This window comes from Dokdonia sp. R78006 (genome assembly GCF_042466145.1).
Lineage (GTDB): Bacteria > Bacteroidota > Bacteroidia > Flavobacteriales > Flavobacteriaceae > Dokdonia.
The window spans coordinates 2,062,774-2,082,606 of record NZ_JAXHBU010000001.1; the positions used below are offsets into that span (position 1 = coordinate 2,062,774).

Consider the following 19,833-nt stretch of genomic DNA (forward strand, 5'->3'; position numbering starts at 1 on the left):
AGTTTTATTATTGTATGACAATTTTATGAGATGCCTTGTTATTTTCACCTTTTATAGATAGTATATACATACCACTACTTAGTTGGTCTAGATCATGAAGTACCGTTTTATTGCCAATGAACGAAGCCCCCTTACTCATAACTATTTGCCCTAGTAAATTTGTGATTACCACATCTACATCACTTCCTGAAAATGTAGTAGACGTGATTGTTAACGTCCCATTAGTGATAGGGTTAGGATACATAGCAAAGTTAATCACCTCCTCATTTGACGTTGATAACACGTCGCGTTGATAAAGAATTTCAAAACGATTTGTATCTACACTAGTTTCAATATCATTGTCAACTGTAAAGGAGATAGTGTTTAATCCTTCTTCTAGTAAAGTAGTTTCACCAGTGTGGTTGTCCTTAAGATATGTTTCAACCTCATTTAATCCATAGATGTCAAGATCTAATGTGTAATTACTAGTGCGATACAGTGCATTGTAAAGCTGTATTTGATCATCTTCTGTAGGCATAGCTACTTTATCAATACTTAAGAGTCCGCCATCTTTTAAAACGCCCATATTCTCATCAATGTTAAAGAATTTTGAAACATCCTCAGAGGTAACATCGTTGCTGTAACCATCACTATAAAGGATTACAAAATTATCTTGTAAACCTATTTCTTCTCCATAGTGCTCGCTTCTATATAATCTACCTATGAGGTGTGGTGATGTTGCAATAGTATTTGATGTATTGCTATACAGAGGCACTTCATTACCAGGAACTTTATCTGTCTCGTTAAAGATTATCTCAGTACTATTATCTGCTACTGTAGCATCTGTTGCGGTAAAAATGGCTTGGCCAGGTTGTATGTAGTGGTAGTCTTTGGAATTTGCTCCATTACTTGAGCCACTTCCGTCTAGAAGAACCGTTACATATTGCCCTCTTGCTCCTAGTGTAGCATCCCATACCCATATCTCTCCAGTTCTCACATTTGTAGAAGCTGAAAGTACCGTGTTCATATTTAGGGAAGCTTGATATGGATTTCCTATAAAGTTAAAAGCCCCAGCGGTGTGGTTGAGTGCAGCGCCAGTTACACTTACAGGAGACGTTGCTATTGTTCCTGTCGCTCTTAATGTCGTAGCAGTGGGAGTGGCAGCATTACTTGTTACGTTTACACTACGATCACCTCTTACTAGAAGTCTGATAGGCTCACCAGCAGTTAAAGTATTTATATCTGTGTTTACAACACCTTGCCATGACTGTGATGCATTATCTAATTTAAAGATAGATCCATTTCCGGAAGCCGTAGCATCAAAACCATTTGCACCTGTTAAAGAACCTGAGATATGAGTACCATAACCAGGATTAGGATTTATATTATCTGTAGGGAAAGAGGTGCCTGTGTTATTAACACCTTCTTGCCAGTTTGCATTGATACTTGTGGTTGTGGTTACAGGACTAGAGAGTAATCTAAAAGCCCTTCTTGCTGGAATGTATCGTTCTGTAGTCACATTACCAGAGATAGTACCTCCTGTGATAACATCAATCATTGCAGTTCTTGTCGCATTACTCAATAGGGTAAGTGTATTTCCTGTATTAAGTGTACCATCAGTTAGCGTCAACAATTTGTTTACGGAAACTGCTGTGCTTAAGGTAACACCTTGGGTTGTGTCACTGTTATCTATAACTAAGTTGGCGATTTCAAGAGCATTACCTGCAATTTCTTGAGGAGAGCTTCCCGTTATTAAAAGTGTACCACTTGCTCCAGAGATAGCGCCAGAGTTTGTAATGTTACCATTTGCATCTAGGGTAGTAGCTGCTAGATCTAGTGTTGCTCCGGCAAGTATCGTTACATTATTTACTACTGTATTTGCAGACAGGATAGGAGCTCCAGAACGTACTTCGATATTATCATTACTTGTAGCTATACCACTTGGATCTTGAGGTGTCCAAGCTCCTGCATCGTATACGTAGTTTGCAGCTTGAATTGTAATAGTATAATCTTCTACTTCTCCAAAATCAAAATTAGCACACGACAATGGTGCTAAATTGTAGCGAAGTATTACGCGCATTCTAGTTTCTCCTATAGTTGCATCTATTGGAACAACAATGTTACTCACCGTGACTGGTGTAATTTGATTTGCAGGTTCTATAATTACTTGTTCGCCAGCATCCGTAAAATCACCATTTCTATTATAATCAATCCAAACACCGATAGCCTCATTATAATTTGTACCTGTCCAAACTTTAGATACTGAAAGGGAAAATGAACTTCCACGTGCTAATTCTGCACTTAAATTTGTAAAATCCTCATAACCTGAAGCATTTGCTCCAGATGTATTATTAATTAAATCACTGATGCCATCGTTTAGTGTTACATTTCCTATATATTCATCTGCTGTACTATCACCATTAGCGTCACAATATCCTATTTGCGTAGTAAAAGTAATAGTTTCGCTATATGGAGAATCACCACCTGCTGTGCAAGTAGCCTTTACTTGAGCTTCGTATGTTTTACCAACCTCTAGACCTGTTAGGTCAAGACTATTAGTTGTGGTATTTATACTAGTGTAAGTTGTTGTTCCGCTTTCGCGAAAGCGCACTGTATAAGAGTTGTTTGGTGTTGCTACCCAGTTAAGTGTAGCGGTTGTCGCTTGAATGTTACTTGCTTGTAAGTTTAGCGGAGCTTCATCATTCACTACGGTAACTGTAGCTGTACAAGTATCTATATTTCCTTTAAAATCTGTAACAGTAAGAGTAACAGTATTTGCTCCAACATTTGTACAGTCAAAAGTATCTACATCTAAACTATAAATTTCTATCCCAATATTATCTGTGGAGCCATCATTTATCTGTGATGGTTGTAATACTACGATGCCGTCGTATCCAAGGCTTACTGTGATGTTTTGACAAATTGCAATAGGGTCCGTTGTGTCTGTAGGGTCAATTCTAAGATTATCAATGGCAATATCACTAGACGCGCCATTTCCTGTGGTTATTATAAATCTTATTTGAAAAACCTCATTACTATATGCGTTTAAATTTATGGTTGCATTTTTCCAATCTGTTCCGTTTGTACTTTGTGCACCAGATCGAGTAAATATTTGTGTCCAAGCTGAACTATTACTCAATTTTACTTCAGCTACTAGAGATCCGACGTTTGTACCTAACATATGATAATCAAAATCAAATGTTCCAGTAAGACCACCACTCCAGTCTATACATGGACTAGTAATAATTACCTCTGCATTAGACCCTACTCCAATAGAGTTGCTTGATGCCTCAGTATAAAAATAATAAGTTCCTTGAGATGCAGCACTAGGCCCTGTACCTGTTGTTGCAGTACTCCCAGATCCATGAGTTAAATCACCGTCATCATTTAAATTTTGGGTCCAGTCACCAAGACCTATTTCAAAATCTTCATGATTTACGGGCGTAGTTCCAGAAATACAAGATCTATCTGTAGCTACATTTAAGACTCTAAATTCATCAAAGGAGAATCCTGCAAATGTAGTTGTATAACCGTCAGCATTATTTGATGAATCACTATCAAATACAAAACGTAGTTGTAGGTCTGATGCTCCTGCTAAGAAACTATTGGCTTCGGGGCTAATTTCTATCTCCTCAAGTACCCATTTATTACCTTTAAAGCCTTCAAATAACGGCAGATTGTCAGGTTGATTATCACGATCTGCTGTTGATTTTGCTATGCCACCAGACCCATTTGCTGGATTGTAGCGCATAGAGGCAAGCGTAGAGCCTGGTTTTGTGTACTTACCACTTAATGGAATCCATTGTCCTGAATTGCCATCTCGACCTTGTAATTGAGCATAATCAAAATTACGTTCTAAATCCCATTTAGCATAGAACTGTATAAGGGTAGTAGAAGATAAATTTGAGATGTCGAAACTTTGATTAAGTGTGAGTTGTACATTTCTATCATTGGCATATGGAGGTGTAGCATCAAAAGTAATACCTCTAGAATTTCCAAAACCACTTGTGGCAGATGTTACCCATTCCGTCCCGCTACCAGAGCTCGTCCAGTTAGAAATTGAGGTAGGATTTATATCATCAATAAAAAGTTCTGATGGTTGGTATGTTTTCTGTATCGTAGCTTGGTAAATAATATGAGTGTCATTACTAAGAGTAACCTCATATTCAATAGTGTCTCCAGGAGCTATGGTTCCCAATTGGTACGATGCTGTAACGTCAGTTTGTTGTTGTTTGGTGAGATTAATGGTAGGAATTGTCCCAATAGAAGTAATGTTTGAAGAAATAGGAGTTACGTTTAATGTTAGAGGGCTCAAAGTCATTCCTAAATATTCTACACCAAATTTTAGATCACCAGAGGGTGCTATAATATTAGAAGGAGTTTCGTCATGTAATTGAGCTAATTTTCCAGCAAAGAGAGCGTTTACAAGATTCATTCTTGTTGCTCTAGCCGCAATGATTACAATCTGGGAAGGTGAAGGCCAAAATCCAGAACTAAATTGCGGGTCTGCTTCTTCACCTAGAGCATTTCCATTTTCTGGCGCAAGAGCAAGGATACCTTTTCCTGATCCTACACTACCACCATTAAGTGGGTCTGGATCACCACCTAGCATCCAGTCACTCATGTCTCCATTTGCAACCGTAAGAACATTAGGGGCTTCTCCATAAACGTATCGGTTAAATCGTGTGAGATCGTGACAGAATTTCACATAGTCGTCTTCACGACCCGACGCAGGAGAACCTGGATACGCATTATATCCATGAGGCAGCAAGTTTGAGGTTGCATGATGGTTGAGAGCTGTTTTTGAATCGTGATTTGCAACAAATGCTTTTGTAATTCTCGTTTCTGGTTCAGAAAATGCTGTGGTGCCTCTGTAAACATCAGTTGTTGGGTCATTATTAGATCCTACTCCATTTCCAGTATAGGCAGTATTTGAGCCCCAGAAGTAATCGTAATTTCTATTTAAATCTACTCCACGACTATAATTGACACCGGTATTAGCAGAGGGATTTAAATTTTTACGTTGAAAGCCACCACCATTCGGGGCAAGCTGCTCGTTCCAAAGCAATCCGTCTGGATTGGCTACGGGAATGAAATACATCTCATGATTATCTACTAAGTTTTTAATATCTGCATCTGTTTCATAGTTTTCAAGTACATACCACATGTAATAGATGAGATTCATCATGCTACTTGCTTCACGAGCGTGACTCATTCCACTATAAAAAGATTCTGGTTCATTTGATTCATCCGTGTTTGGGTTATCAGAAATACGTACGTAATATATAGTTTGAGGATTCCAACTATCATACTGACCACCATTAGTAAATGAATTACCGTGGGTTTTGATTGGCGTACCTGAGCCGTCCTCAGCAAGGGATGCATCTTTACGCACAGATATTAAATTAGGATATAATTGTCTCATTCTATCTAATTCTGAAAGCATCTCCCCATAGGTTAGACAACCATTCATGCTTCCTAACTCAAAATTTTGTGGAGTCTGCCAGTTTATTTCAGTTTCCCCTTCGTATTGAATAATGTTAGAAATAGTAGTACCCGTTGTACTTAAGGATCTAGTTTCATTATTAGAATAACTTAAAGATTTTAAGGCATTAAGTTCCTGCTTTGCTTTTGGTAATTCAATCTCACTTTGTTCTTTGTAGAAGGCATATGTATCTTCTACTAAAGTAGTAAATGAAATATTTTGTTGTTGTATAATTTCAACTTGTGAATCAGTAAGTTCTAAAACAAGGTCATTGCCAAAAATCTCAGCACCACACTTAAGGTCTATACCCGAGGTAGCAATCAATGTGAGTTGGCTTGGTGTTGGATCGGAAATTTTAATACGTTTTCCATTTACGTGATTGTGTTGCCCTTGAACTGTAGCGATTGTACCAAAGACAAGTACAACGATAAGGATAACTACCTTTAAGTAGGTTTGCTTCATAGCAATAGTAGGTTTAAGTCAATTAAGGAATTTGGGATACCTTAATTTCTAGAGGGTTTATTTTTTGAAACTACTAAACTAAATAAAAATCAATAATAAATGTTAATAAAAATGTTAAATTGTGTATTTTGTAGATGATAAGTGTATTTAATCGATGATTTTTCTATAATATATTTTAAGTACTTGTATATTTGTCTATAGTTGCAGTTCGTTGATTATGAGTCTTTGAGTACTTTTGAATTATGTTAGTAATTGTAAAAAGTGTCGTATGAATTGTAATTATATTTTCATAAAAATAAATATTCATTATAAACCTATTAATAGTATTTTACAGGTAATTTTTTAATTGTTATCTCTTTATTAAACTACTTAAGTATTTCATTATGAGAATCCCACATATATATACGTTAGTACTAGGACTCCTTGTTGTAGTCCTATTTCAATCTTGTCAAGATGATGTAGATGATGTGGGTCTCAATCAAAACTTAGAAGTGTCTGATATTATTGATACTTCAATAATCGTTACAGACCCAGCCACACAGCTCATCACAGATTGGAATACACTATGGTTAGAAATAGACCGGTATGCTTATGGGATGAGACCTGTCGCAACTGCCAGATCTTTAGCTTATATACATCTCGCGGCTTATGAAGTAGCGGTTGCAGATGTAGGTGGCAACCAGTCTAACGTAAATAATCTTGATGGATTTGCTATTAATTTTAATGAGCGTCCAGATAATTTAGAAATCAAAGTAGCTTTGAATACTTGCTATGCACTAGTTTTTGATCATTTCATGTATAATGTGCAAGGTGATATAGATGTGAAAATTGGCCAACATAAAAATGCCCAAGAAATCAGACTTCAAGAAGGTTTAAGTGCAGATGTAATTACAAAATCTATAGCCTGGGGAACCTACGTTGCAGAACGAGTAATTGCATACAGTCAAACTGATACTGCTGCAGAATCTCAAATAATAGAACCACAACCCTATGCTTATGAACCTTCTGCAGGCGAAGGCTATTGGACGTACAGTGCAGATGAGGAGCGAGCTTGGTTTCCTTATTGGGGTACCGCAAGAACGTTTGTAATATCATCAGAAGAGACATCGAGTGTGCCGCCAGCAATTAATTATAGCACTAATGTAGATAGCGACTTTTATAACGAGATGATGGAAGTGTATACCATCAACAACGCAGCTAGAGAAGAAGATAATGATGACCTATGGGTAGCAGAGTTCTGGTCTGATGATGTAGAAGGTCTTATGATGAGTCCTCCTGGTCGCCAAGTATCAATTGCAAATCAGTTGATAGATCAAATGGATGTGAGTTATGAGCAATCACTTATGATGCTTTTAAAGTTAGGCTTTTCATTGAACGATGCTGCTGTTTCCACATGGGCAGATAAGTATGAGTATATGGTCATGCGCCCTAGTGTCTATATCCAGGCGCATATTGACCCATTATATCAAACCAATTTATATAGGTTTATTAATTGGCCTAATCCGTCATTTCCAGGGTATCCTTCGGGTCATTCTGCATTTTCTTCGGCGGCAGCTGGGGTATTTATCAATGAGTTTGGAAACACTATGATTTTTATAGACAAAACGCACGAAGGTAGAACCGAGTTTAGAGGAGCGCCTAGACAATATAATTCGCTTTCAGAAATGGCTCAAGAAAGTGCTTTCTCTAGACTTCCACTAGGAGTACATGTGAGAATGGATTGCACAGAAGGATTACGTCTGGGTTATGAAGTATCTGATGCTGTAAATGCTTATAACCTTACTGAGTAGTTGTTACGCTTTCGCGAAAGCGTGATATAATGATTGATTACTGTGATCTTCTTGAGATTGTGAGGTGCTACGGTGAATTTATTTAGAAACAAATCTAGATGTAGATTTTCGAAAGATTCCCTCTAAAACACGAGATACAAACACCACACACTAATTTAAACCCAGAAATTTGATATCTTGTAGTACGTATCTGTTATAGTATGTACACCTTAAATATATCTCGACCCTATTATGAAATATTTACTTCCTTTTGTCTTAGTATATCTATTACTTCTTTCATGTGAGGAGCCAAAGCCACTTAGTTCTGTAGATCCAGTAAATTGGGAGAAACGAACAGTGAAGGGGGCGATAAATGATTCACTAGAGTCGGGGAGTACTTTTTTATCTATTTACTCGCAAATTTACTTACGCACAGAAAATGATCAGGCAGATTTAACGGCGACCATAAGTTTGCATAATCCTAATCGAGAAGCGCAGGTGTTTGTTGACAAGGCAGTGTACTATAACACCTATGGCAAGCCAATACGTGTGTATTTTGACAAAACCATTTTTATCAAGCCTATGGAGACCGTTCAGATTGTTATAGACGGTGTGGATAAAGAAGGAGGAACAGGCGCAAACTTTATCTTCGACTGGAAAATACAGCCTGATACTAATGAGCCTATCATTGAGGCGATTATGATAAGTACCTACGGCCAGCAAGGAATTTCTTTTGTCACTACAGGTAAAAAGCTATTGCGTTCATAGAGATAGTAGCTACCTGTAAATAATTGAAATGTATTAAGTATGGCAACTACAGAAGACAAACTTAAAGAAAGGATTAAAGAGCTTACTTGCCTTTATGAAGTGTCCTCTATTATTGTACATGCAGATGTAGATCAAATGCAAGAAACGCTCAATGCTATTGCATTTAGCTTAAAGAAAGGCTTTCAATATCCTAGCAACACAGAGATTTCTATTGAGACCTCATTATGGTCCACAATTACAGAGCGTACGAATGAAGCTATCTGTTTAGAGGCGCCTATTCAAGTATTTAATAAGCCTAATGGGATGATTACTGCCTACTTGATAGGTAAGAGCTCTTTTTTAAAGGAAGAAAAACAATTACTGGATAGTGTCGCTCAGAAAATAGGAAACCTACTAGAACGTATAGAAATACAGCAAAATGAAACCTCTCTCAAAAGGCAGATGGAACGTGCAGATCGTCTGGGTATTCTAGGTGAGATTACTGCGGGAATTGCACATGAGCTCAACACACCACTAGCAAATATTTTAGGATTTGCAGAGCTTTTAAAAGAAGATATAGCGAGTAATGAAAGCGCAACAGAAGATCTAGATAAGATTATAAAGAATGCTATTTTCTCCCGTGAGGTTGTAAAAAAGTTAATGTTTTTTGCCTGTGAGATGCCGCAAGAAATGCAAGCGCTTAATATGGTGCCTAGTATTAAAGGTGCCGTAGCATTACTAGAAGCTTCGTTTAAAAAAGCAAAGGTTAATTATCTGATAGACATTGATGATCAAGAACTATGGCTCAAAGCAGATACGATTCAAATCACACAGATTATCTTTAATCTTATCATAAATGCTATTTATTTTTCACCAGAAAACGGACTTGTTACCATCACGGCATCGCAATCTGATCGATCTATTATTTTAAAAATCAAAGACGAAGGCGTAGGATTATCTAGTGAGGTGCTAGATAAAGTGTTCCAGCCTTTTTTTACCACAAAACCTACCGGTGATGGTTCTGGGTTAGGACTTAGTGTGGTACATGGTATTGTTGCGAGCCACAAAGGCACTATTACAGCTAGAAATAATAAAGACAAAGGCGCTACATTTACCGTAATGCTACCTAGATCTTAAGCCGCTATGCAACTCAATAAAGAGAACATATTAATAGTAGATGATGATATCAACATCTTAGAGCTCTTGCAGCGTCACTTGCAATCATGGAACTATCATACTTATAAGGCAGTGTCTGTAAAGGAGGCAGTTCAAATACTACGTGATACACATATTGATTTACTTATCACAGATCTCAAAATGCCTGAAATAGATGGCACAGAACTCATTAATTTTGTGTCTGAGCATTACCCGCAATTGCCTAAACTTATAGTGACTGGCTATCCTTCTGTGCAAGATTCCCTCGCTGCAATCAAGTCTGGAGTTGTAGACTACCTGACAAAGCCTTTTACTAAAATTGAATTAAAAGCGGCTATTAATAAGTCATTCGTAAATGATGACGGAAGTGCAGCTACTAACCGCAAAGAATCGCAGTCTAGTAGTAACACACAGCACAAACCCTATGGTGAGATTATAGGAAACTCTGATAAGATCAATAGTGTTATCCAGATTATAGAGCGTGTAAAGGATAATAAAGCAACCATATTTATAAAAGGTGAGAGTGGTACAGGTAAAGAGCTTGTAGCAAGAGCTATTCATTATCAAGGTAAATTTTCGCGAGCACCGTTTATTGCCGTAAACTGTGGCGGTATCCCAGAAAATCTATTAGAGTCAGAATTGTTTGGGTATACAAAAGGTGCATTTACAGGAGCCGATAAAAACCGGGATGGCTTTTTTCAAGCGGCAAATGGTGGGACTATTTTCCTCGATGAGATAGGTAACGCATCTACAGCGGTACAATCACGATTACTGCGCGTACTTCAAGAAAAGGAAGTGGTAAAAGTAGGCGCTCAAAAACCTGATAAAATAGACGTGCGCGTTATCGCAGCAACCAATAGTGATCTCAAGGAGATGATAAAAAAAGGAACTTTTAGAGAAGACCTCTATTACCGTCTTACCGTGGTTGAGGTTGATGTCGCTCCACTGCGAGAACGTAAGGAGGATATTCCTTTGCTTATTGAAAAGTTTCTTTTTAAGTATGGCGTAGAGTTCAAAGATCGTTTTATAAAAATCACACCAGAAGCAACAGCCATTTTACAACGTTATGACTGGCCTGGTAACATACGCGAACTTGAAAATATCATACAGAGAGCCGTTATTATGTGTGATAAAGTCGTTGAAGTTGCACACCTACCAGAAGCTCTTAAATATGCTATTGATTTTCCTGAGGATGGCTTACTTTCCCTCAAGGAAATGGAGAAAATTCATATAAGGAAAGTGCTGAGTGCTATGGAAAACAATAAAACCAAAGCAGCCCAAATTCTAGGCATAGACCGCAAGACTTTGCGTAGTAAGTTAGAAGATTAATAGGCTCTTTCAAAAGGTGATTTCATACCCATGCTACTGTATGAATATTGCATCCATTTTTCCATAAAATAATATTAATTAGCGATTCATTTTTCCTCAGCTGGGTAATTATTACTCGGCTGTGGTTTCTTGTTACGCTTTCGCGAAAGCGTGAAAACCCTTTTAAACATTGCGTTCTTCTATTTGTGCATCTTTCTGGCACGCGCACTGGCATATAGATTGCCATTATCTTATCAAAGTAAAAGAAGCTTATATCATCTATGTAGGTGACTAGGGCTTCAAATCTTTGTGAAACAATAACAAATAAGAAACAATTTAAAGAGTATTAAAGATGAATTTCAATTCAATGTTAAGCGCTATAGCTCCAAAAAAAGCGGGTAGCAAAAAACCAAAAAGTAAATATATCACAGAGAGATACAAGGAAAGAAGTATTTCAAATCGTCTTTTTAAATAATATATAAATAGCACTAGTGGCTTTGATTATGGAAGTAGTAACTTTAGATAAGAAGAGTAAAAAAGTACCTGTGAGAGGTATGATGGATAATGTGATGGAGCAGTTTAACAGTGCTGCAGATCATATTGAACTTCACCCTAGCATTAGAAAAATCTTGAGCATCACAAACAATGAGATTGTGGTTCATTTTCCAGTAAAAATGGATAATGGAGATGTTGAGATTTTTACAGGATATAGAGTGCAGCACAACAATGCCTTAGGACCTTACAAGGGTGGTTTACGCTATCACCCTACGGTAGATATTGATGCAGCGAGAGCTCTTGCTATGTGGATGACCTGGAAAACATCACTTGCAGGTCTTCCTTATGGTGGTGGTAAAGGTGGTATCCAGCTAGATCCTTCAAAATATTCACAAACAGAATTAGAACGTATTACGCGCAGATTTACGTTTGCTCTTGCAGATAATATAGGTCCAGAGCATGATATTCCTGCACCAGATGTAAATACAAATAGCCAGACCATGGCATGGATGGCAGATACGTATATGAGTACGCGTCCTCCAGCAGAGCGCACAGCAAACCAGCATGTAGTTACGGGAAAACCAGATGGCAGTGGAGGTCTAGAAGGTCGTGATCGTGCAACGGGTTACGGTGTATATCTCACAATAAAGTACTGGGCAGAGCGCAATGAGGAGTCTTTAGATAATAAAAAATTTATCGTTCAAGGTTTTGGTAACGTAGGTTACTGGGCTGCACATTTTCTAGAGCAAGAAGGAGCAAAGCTAGTAGCCGTTCAAGATGCTTTTGGCGCTATCGAGAATAAAGAAGGAATTAATGTAGAAGATCTCTTTAATTATAGCAAAGCAAATAATGGAAGTATTGTGGACTTTCCTGAGTCTGCTGTACTAGCACAATATGACTTTTATGCCACAGATTGTGATATCTGTATTCCTGCAGCTTTAGGAAATCAAATTACTAAGGAAAATGCGCCTACTATAAAAGCAAGACTCATTGCCGAAGGTGCAAACGGACCTACCAATGGTGACGGTGAGCGTATACTCTTAGATAGAGGAATCACTATCATTCCTGATATTCTATGTAATTCTGGAGGAGTAATAGGAAGTTATTTTGAGTGGTTACAAAACCGTAACGGAGAGTTATGGCAACTGGATGAGGTGATGGTTAAGCTAGAGAAAAAAATGAGAGAATCATTTAATAAGGTCCATGCTTTTGCTCAAAGTGAGTCTATGGATATGAGAACAGCGGCTTATTGTATTGCCATAAAGAGAATAGAAAAGGCTTACATACAACGAGGGATTTTCCCTTAATACTAAGTACATCTAATTATTATAATATGGATTGTGAAGGTTTAATATTAGAAAAGAGAGAGTACGTGTTTTTAAAACGCGTACTCAATATCTCGGGATATGTAGATGATTTTGAAACGCAAAAGTCATTGCAGCGGTTGAGTAATGAGCTTAAAAGTGCTCATATAGTAGATGACTGTGACATGCCTTTAAACGTAATACGTTTTAATAGCAAGGTAACAGTATCCTCAGATCGAGGTTGGGAGAAAACACTACAAGTGGTAGTGCCTGCAGATAAAGATGTGGCATTAAGTAAGGTCTCTGTGCTCACACCTATGGGATCCGCAATATTTGGTAATAAGGAAGGTGCTATTATAAGCTGGATGTTTCCTACTGGAATGCAGGAACTCACCATAACAAAGGTTATACAAGATGCACTAGAACACACTATGGAAGTTGTTCTCTAATAAAAAATATACATTATGAAAGGATTAAATATAGAAATATATGCTCACGACAGTGAGGTAGATGTTGCCCATAAAATCAACACGATGGAGCTTCATAACTGGATTAATCACCTTACCTACATACGTAAAGAGCTAGGCAATCTTATACAGTTTTATAATGCACAGCCGGCTCAAAAAAGATTAGAACAAGAATCTACCTCTCAGCGGTTTGAAATGAAGCAAGTAGAGAATGATGTAATCTTGGTAGAGCTTCAAAAATTTAAAGTTTCTAGAGATACTATTGCAGAGTGTGAGGATGTTCATTGTGATATGACGTTTATACAAGAACATGAAAAATGTAGAAGGATGTACCTCTTTCACATAGATAAGTACCGTAAACTTAAGGACACTTTTTTTAAAGAGCTTCAAGGAAAAATTTCTCAAGTAGCACAACCTGCATAATGCCAAAAAAACTTACTACTTGGATACCATATTATCACATAAAATCGACGCTTATAGAAGGTTGTTTATAGAAAAAGACCTCATTGAATTGAGCCAATGGATAGCCGCCATTGAAAGTATTAATCTTGAAATTAATTACCTGCAATTAATAGAGAAAAGACTTATTAAAAATAGCACCCTTTCTGCAATGCTACAGGGTTTTAGAAGGAAAAACACCCTCGTTATGGCTTCATTGTGCAAATATGAGCAAGAATTAAAACGTGAATATGAATACAGTGAAAGAACATATGATGTAGTAAGAGCAAAAGAACACGAGGGGAGAAGAGATTTATATAGCAATCTTATGATTGAATTTAAACAACTAAGGAAGGTTATTTACATAGCGCTCTCTAAATATAAACGCAGCTAAAAATAGAGATATGAAAAAGATATTAATACCTATTTATTTAAATCATCATAACTGTGATGCTATAGATTATGCTGTAAAGTTTTTTAAACGTGAAGTGTGTGAATTCTATTTTCTCAATACCTACAGTTATAATGTGCAAGGTCTCAATGCAATCCAACTACTACAAGCAGATGAGGATTGGTTTGAACGTCCTAAACAAGAGTCTCAAGAACGCCTAAGTCGTTTGATAAAAAAGTATTCTTATAATAATAGAAATAAGAATCACGGCTATAATGCAATCTCAGAGTGCACCGGACTTATCTCTGGTATTAAAAAAAACATCACCGAGCTAGCAATTGATATTGTGGTAGTTTCTTGTAAGGATAAATTAAATAGAGATGTTAATATGTACTGTAAAAACACCAGTCTCATCATCGATGAAATAAGAGCATGTCCTATTCTCATAATGCCTACGGCTACCAAACAAAAAAGAAACCCCGTCTTTGCATTAGTATCAGATTTTAAATCAGAAATATCTGAAGAGGAAATAGAGAGCTGGTATGAAATCGTAAAACTTTCAAATGGTTCGCTCAAGATTGTTGTGAGCAACAGTATGAACGAGATGACTAATCAACAGATAAGTAACCAGACGAAGGTGTGTTATTACTTGAGAACGCTTACTAATAGTTCAGTAGTAGTTGATTATCTAAACACGACATCAGACATCAAGGAGTTTGCAAATACTCATAGCAACCATATCATTAGCTTGATTGATAAAAAGCCAGATTTTCTCCGCAAGTATGGATTAGGTCATTCAACCATCACAAATTTAGGGCCCTTATCTTCAAGTCCTTTGATTGCATTACACCAATAACCATTGAGATGAGCAATCGTAAATTTTATATCATTATAATAATTCTTGGAGCGCTAGTAATTCTACTTCTAAGTAGTATTGTATCTGCACCTATATTTGATTAGAGCTTCATTATACGTAGTTATTTTTTGTCTACTCTTATTTTCCATCATTCGGCTAGTAATACCTTTGAGTGTGGAAATAAGTGATTACTTCCTTGTTTAATTATAATTCAATAAATAATTGTGTAAATAATTGTGAGTATCGTAATTATCTATATATTTGAGATTATAAATTGGTAAACCAGTTTGGATAACCAATTTACATTAAGCTCAAACTTTAAATTATTACACTCTTAAATAGCAATGTGGCGAGTGTTTGATTTTAGATAATTCTAATATAAGTGTATTGCTTTTTTGCTTTCGCGAAAGCGTACTCTTAGTACTCACAACATATTTATGACTCGATATCTTCTTCTCTTTTGTAGCCTTATCATCTTTGCATCATGCAAGGAGCCTATTACTTTAGTGTCACAGACAGTCACTACCCCAGAGGAATTAAAAGAAGCAATTAAAGAAGCAGAGCCAGGAGATGTAATAAGTCTTAAAGATGGGGTGTGGAAAGATCTAGCTATAAAATTTTACGGAGAAGGAACGGAGGCTAATCCTATTACTCTTAAGGCAGAAAATGCTGGGAAAGTAATTTTAGAAGGAAACTCTTCACTTAAACTAGGAGGGAAGCACCTTGTAGTAGAAGGACTTTATTTTAAAAATGGTTATACCACAGAGAATGCCATTATACGTTTTAAAATAGATGATGAGAAGATTGCATATCACTCGCAAGTAACAGATTGTGTAATAGAAGATTTTACAAACCCAGATCGCGATAGTAAAAACCACTGGATAGAATTATGGGGACAGCACAATACTTTTGATCATAATTATATTACTGGTAAAACAAACCAAGGGCCTACGCTTCGCGTGTTTTTAAAGGGTAATGAAAATGTAAATACCTATCATCAGATTAAGGATAATCACTTTGGACCACGTCCTAGAAAAGGTGGGCCTCGTGCTGAGACTATGCAGTTAGGCGATAGTTATACGTCTATGACACCGGGCTATGTAAATGTAGAACACAATTATTTTGAGAAGTGTAATGGAGAAGTAGAGATTATCTCAAGTAAGTCTAATTATAATACGTTTAAAAATAATGTCTTTTTTGAGTCAGAAGGTTCGCTAGTGCTTCGTCACGGTAATTATGCGACCATAGATGGTAATGTATTTATGGGCAATGATGCATCTGAGTTTATAGGAGGTATACGTGTTATAAATACGGGTCATCTTATTGTAAATAACTACTTCTATAACTTAAAAGGAAATGAATTTCGCGCACCGCTGGCAGTAATGAATGGTATTCCTAAGTCCCCACTTAATCGTTATAATCAGGTTACAGATGTTGTAGTCGCTCACAATTCATTTATAAAAACAAAGACGCCTTGGCATTTTGGAGTAGGAGCAAACCTAAGTCAGGCAGAAGTTCTTCCGGCTTCAGAAATACGTTCGGCACGCGCAGAACGTATGATTGTGGCAAATAACTTAGTCTACGGAGATATTGAAACTACAGAAATCATCAAAAATTACGATAGCATCACTGGGGTTACTTTTAAAAATAACATTCTTAACGTAGAAAATAAAAGCGCTTATCAAACAGATGGTTTGTTAACTAAAGAAGTGACATTATCATTACCTACAGAAATCTTCCAATCGCCAGAATCACTAGAGACTGAGATGTATAATGGGTTTGACTTTGATAAGATTGAGACTGATATTTTTGATAATAAAAGAGCGTCCACTAATAAGGTGGGGGCAATTGCAGGAGCGAGTACGGGAGCAATGGCATTGCTCGATGTAACTAATTACGGGACTTCATGGTTCAACCCACATCCAGAAAAGCAAGCAGGAAAAACGATAAAAGTGTCAACTACAGCAGAGCTTACAGAGGCTGTTGCGACAAGTAATGATGGAGATACTATAGAGCTTAGCGCTGGTAATTATGAGATTAATGAAAAGTACGCTTTCGCGAAAGCGGTAACTCTTCAATCCTCATCTTCAGAAAAACCGGTACTTACATTTAGTAACACCGCCAAAGGTTTTGAGCTACAACCAAGAGCAAAACTCAAGCTTAAAAACATTTCACTTAAAGGAACGTCAACTACAGATGCTTTTGCAACCCTTGACAAAAACATGGGACAGTCTTATGAATTATGGCTTGACAATGTAGAAATAGATGGATTTAAAAGTGTGTTAGAAACGAGTAAAGCATCTTTTGCAGATACCATCATGATTAAAAATAGTGTGATTAAAAACACACAACGTGGTATCCAGCTCAATAAAGAAGTAAATGACAAAGGAGATTATAATGCAGCCTTTGTTTTTATTCAAGATTCTCAGTTTGAAAATGTAGCTAGTGACGTGCTAGATTATTACCGTGGAGGTTATGATGAGTCTACTATAGGTGGAAGCCTTGTGGTTACGGGTAATACATTTACAAAATGTGGTGCTAGTGGTAGCGCTAATATCTTACTACAAACAAGAGGTATCGTAAATGTTACTCTAGCAAATAACACGTTTAAAAATAATCGTGTGAAGTATGTCGCGGTTCTTTGGGGAGAAAAAGGACAAGAGCCAGTAGACAATACAGTGTCTAACTCTGGTGAAATAAAAGTAGTTCAAAATCTGAAACTTAAACTGGTTTACTAATGCAAAAGCCACAACAGTTCCCTTTATTGAAGTGGTGTTTTTGTTTATTTTCACTTGCGCTTTGCTCTCAGCAATTACCATCAGGTAAGGTGATCGCTGTAGAAGACCTTGGTACTTATTTGAAAAAAGAGATTAAAGATGAACTTGGTGATGACTCACCAGAGAAGCTTGCTGCTCATTTTAGAACTGTTTTTCAAGAACGTTACTTTTACGACTGGACAGAGAATGATACTCGTTTTGAGGAGTATAAAACCTTGTATCCTACGATGGAGGTTTCTCATACTGCTCGTGCTCAAGATCACTTAGATAAATTTGACGCCAGTACGCACTGGAAGTTACCTTTTAATTACAAAAATGATACTCCTATCAATGCATATAGTCTTAGGCACCTAGCGAGACAGCATAAAATGGTGGATATTTCCTTTCTTTATCGCTACAAGGATAAAGATGCACAATACATTGATTACTTCACAGGCCAGCTGCAGTCACTCAATGACGCTTTAATCGCAGGTGAATATGAAACTATTCCCGATGGAAACGGAGTTTATGAAGCCTTTAGATCTGGTTACAGAGTTCTCAATTGGCTGCAAATTCATAATTCATTCCTAGGGGAGAAAGCATATTCAGATGAGGAGCAGCTTACTACGGTAGCAACATTGTTGCAACACGCTTCACATTTATATGAAAATAATGCCGAGTTTAAATCTGGTAATCACCAAACGAGAGGACTAAGTGCGCTGGCTATGCTTGCTATTATATTCAATGATTTTCAGGATGCAGATTTATGGTATGAAAGGGCGATGAGTATTCTCGAGCAGCACTTGCAGCGCGAGATCAATGAAGATGGTTTCCAGTTTGAACGTACCATTCACTATCATCAAAGCGATATTGACAACTATTTTTATATCTATCAACTCGCTCAAAAAAGTAATAAGAAAGTAAGCGCCATCTGGGAAGAACGTTTAAAATCTCTTTTTACTACACTTACTAAGATCGCATTTCCAGACGGATCTGCACCAGTATTATCTGATGATACAGATGCACCTTGGGCAGAGAAAAACGACATTTCTGGTACACTTACCTTGGGGTATCTTTTATTTGATGATCCGGAAATGGGATACTTTGCAAAAAGCACAGTAAAGCCTAAGTATTTATGGAATTTAAGTAAGGAACAACTAGGTGCTTTAAAAGAAATTAAAGCTACAGCGCCTCAAGTAGGATCTTATGCTTTTGAAAACACTGGGTATTATATCATGCGGGAAGGGTGGAATGACCAAGATAATATGCTTGTTATAGCTGCCGGACTTGATGCAGATAAACCTGACCATCAGCATGGAGATATGCTGGGTATTCAAGCGATGGCAAATGGAAAGGTAGTATTACCTAACTACCAAGTACGTTACTCGCTAGAAGATCTTGAGCTCTTCAAAAATAGTATGGTAAAAAATGTGGCACTTGTAGATAACGAGCTGCAAGGCAAGCAATACACTTCAAATAAAGGAGGAAGCGGTTTTGGGAAATTCAAAGAACTTCCTACGCCAAATGTCTTAGGGTGGAGCGCATATGCTACAGGAGATGTGTTTGTAGGTTCTCACAACGGATTTGAAAATGTAGGTGTCAGTTATACTAGACAAGTCATAAATGTTGAGAATGAATTCTGGATTGTAAAAGATAATTTTGAATCAAAAGCTCCACATACTTACAAGCAAGTATGGCAGGGTCATTATAGTAGTGAGCATAGCCCAGAGTTACTTAGAGCTACTTTTGATAATGGAAGCGGTCTAGATATTTTACAACTACAAGCCGTAGATAAAGTAGTTACAGACGGTAAACGTGGTAAAGAGTGGTCTGTGGTGCAAAAAGTAGCTACAGATAACTTCAGTTTTGTGACGGTGCTTTATCCATTTGACACTTACGATAAGAGGATACATGAAGATAGCATGGGTAACAAATTTGCCGGTTGGTCAATTATTATTACTAGCGATACTCAAAACAATAGTACCACCTTATCAAAGGATGATACTAACATATCATTTGCTACTTCCCAATTAACAATAGGTGATGTGATTATCGATTTTTTACAAGAGGCCGATGTGATGACGCAAGTAGAAAACGACCGTTTATACATTACACTCTTAAGTGATAAGCCTACCACTGTTACGATTACCCAAGGAAAACAAAACATATCTCAGCCGCTAGCTCCCGCAGCTCTGCTAGAATATAAATTTAAGTAAGACTT

12 protein-coding genes are annotated in these 19,833 nt (G+C 37.2%); 11 read left to right on the forward strand and 1 reads right to left on the reverse strand.

Features of this window, described 5'->3' with window-relative positions; genetic code table 11:
- Positions 1-7: 7 nt before the first annotated feature.
- A complete protein-coding gene (locus SJY37_RS09245; RefSeq protein ID WP_298326134.1) occupies positions 8-5,926 on the reverse strand; it encodes a M14 family zinc carboxypeptidase in 5,919 nt (1,972 codons plus the stop codon).
- Positions 5,927-6,309: 383 nt separating this feature from the next.
- Here SJY37_RS09245 and SJY37_RS09250 point away from each other — a divergent pair, with 383 nt between their 5' ends.
- From SJY37_RS09250 to SJY37_RS09300, 11 genes are all read left to right on the forward strand, one after another.
- On the forward strand, positions 6,310-7,716 hold the full coding sequence (locus tag SJY37_RS09250; RefSeq protein ID WP_298326129.1) for a vanadium-dependent haloperoxidase: 1,407 nt from the start codon (positions 6,310-6,312) through the stop codon (positions 7,714-7,716).
- Positions 7,717-7,947: 231 nt separating this feature from the next.
- Positions 7,948-8,463, forward strand: a complete 516-nt coding sequence (locus SJY37_RS09255) for a DUF3124 domain-containing protein (protein WP_298326127.1) — start codon at positions 7,948-7,950, stop codon at positions 8,461-8,463.
- Between the two features lie 39 nt (positions 8,464-8,502).
- Positions 8,503-9,579, forward strand: a complete 1,077-nt coding sequence (locus SJY37_RS09260) for a sensor histidine kinase (protein WP_298326124.1) — start codon at positions 8,503-8,505, stop codon at positions 9,577-9,579.
- A gap of 6 nt (positions 9,580-9,585) precedes the next feature.
- On the forward strand, positions 9,586-10,926 hold the full coding sequence (locus SJY37_RS09265; protein ID WP_298326121.1) for a sigma-54 dependent transcriptional regulator: 1,341 nt from the start codon (positions 9,586-9,588) through the stop codon (positions 10,924-10,926).
- Between the two features lie 482 nt (positions 10,927-11,408).
- Positions 11,409-12,707: a Glu/Leu/Phe/Val dehydrogenase gene (locus tag SJY37_RS09270; RefSeq protein WP_298326118.1), complete on the forward strand. Its 1,299-nt coding sequence runs from the start codon at positions 11,409-11,411 to the stop codon at positions 12,705-12,707.
- Between the two features lie 26 nt (positions 12,708-12,733).
- On the forward strand, positions 12,734-13,153 hold the full coding sequence (locus SJY37_RS09275; protein WP_298326114.1) for a GreA/GreB family elongation factor: 420 nt from the start codon (positions 12,734-12,736) through the stop codon (positions 13,151-13,153).
- A gap of 15 nt (positions 13,154-13,168) precedes the next feature.
- Complete coding sequence (locus SJY37_RS09280; protein ID WP_298326110.1) at positions 13,169-13,594, forward strand: hypothetical protein; 426 nt, start codon at positions 13,169-13,171, stop codon at positions 13,592-13,594.
- Between the two features lie 19 nt (positions 13,595-13,613).
- A complete protein-coding gene (locus SJY37_RS09285) occupies positions 13,614-14,003 on the forward strand; it encodes a hypothetical protein (RefSeq protein WP_298326107.1) in 390 nt (129 codons plus the stop codon).
- Between the two features lie 10 nt (positions 14,004-14,013).
- Positions 14,014-14,856: a hypothetical protein gene (locus tag SJY37_RS09290; RefSeq protein ID WP_298326104.1), complete on the forward strand. Its 843-nt coding sequence runs from the start codon at positions 14,014-14,016 to the stop codon at positions 14,854-14,856.
- Between the two features lie 437 nt (positions 14,857-15,293).
- Complete coding sequence (locus SJY37_RS09295) at positions 15,294-17,594, forward strand: chondroitinase-B domain-containing protein (protein ID WP_298326101.1); 2,301 nt, start codon at positions 15,294-15,296, stop codon at positions 17,592-17,594.
- Positions 17,594-19,828: a heparinase II/III family protein gene (locus SJY37_RS09300; protein ID WP_298326098.1), complete on the forward strand. Its 2,235-nt coding sequence runs from the start codon at positions 17,594-17,596 to the stop codon at positions 19,826-19,828. Before SJY37_RS09295 ends, SJY37_RS09300 begins: the two co-directional genes overlap by 1 nt.
- Positions 19,829-19,833: the final 5 nt, after the last annotated feature.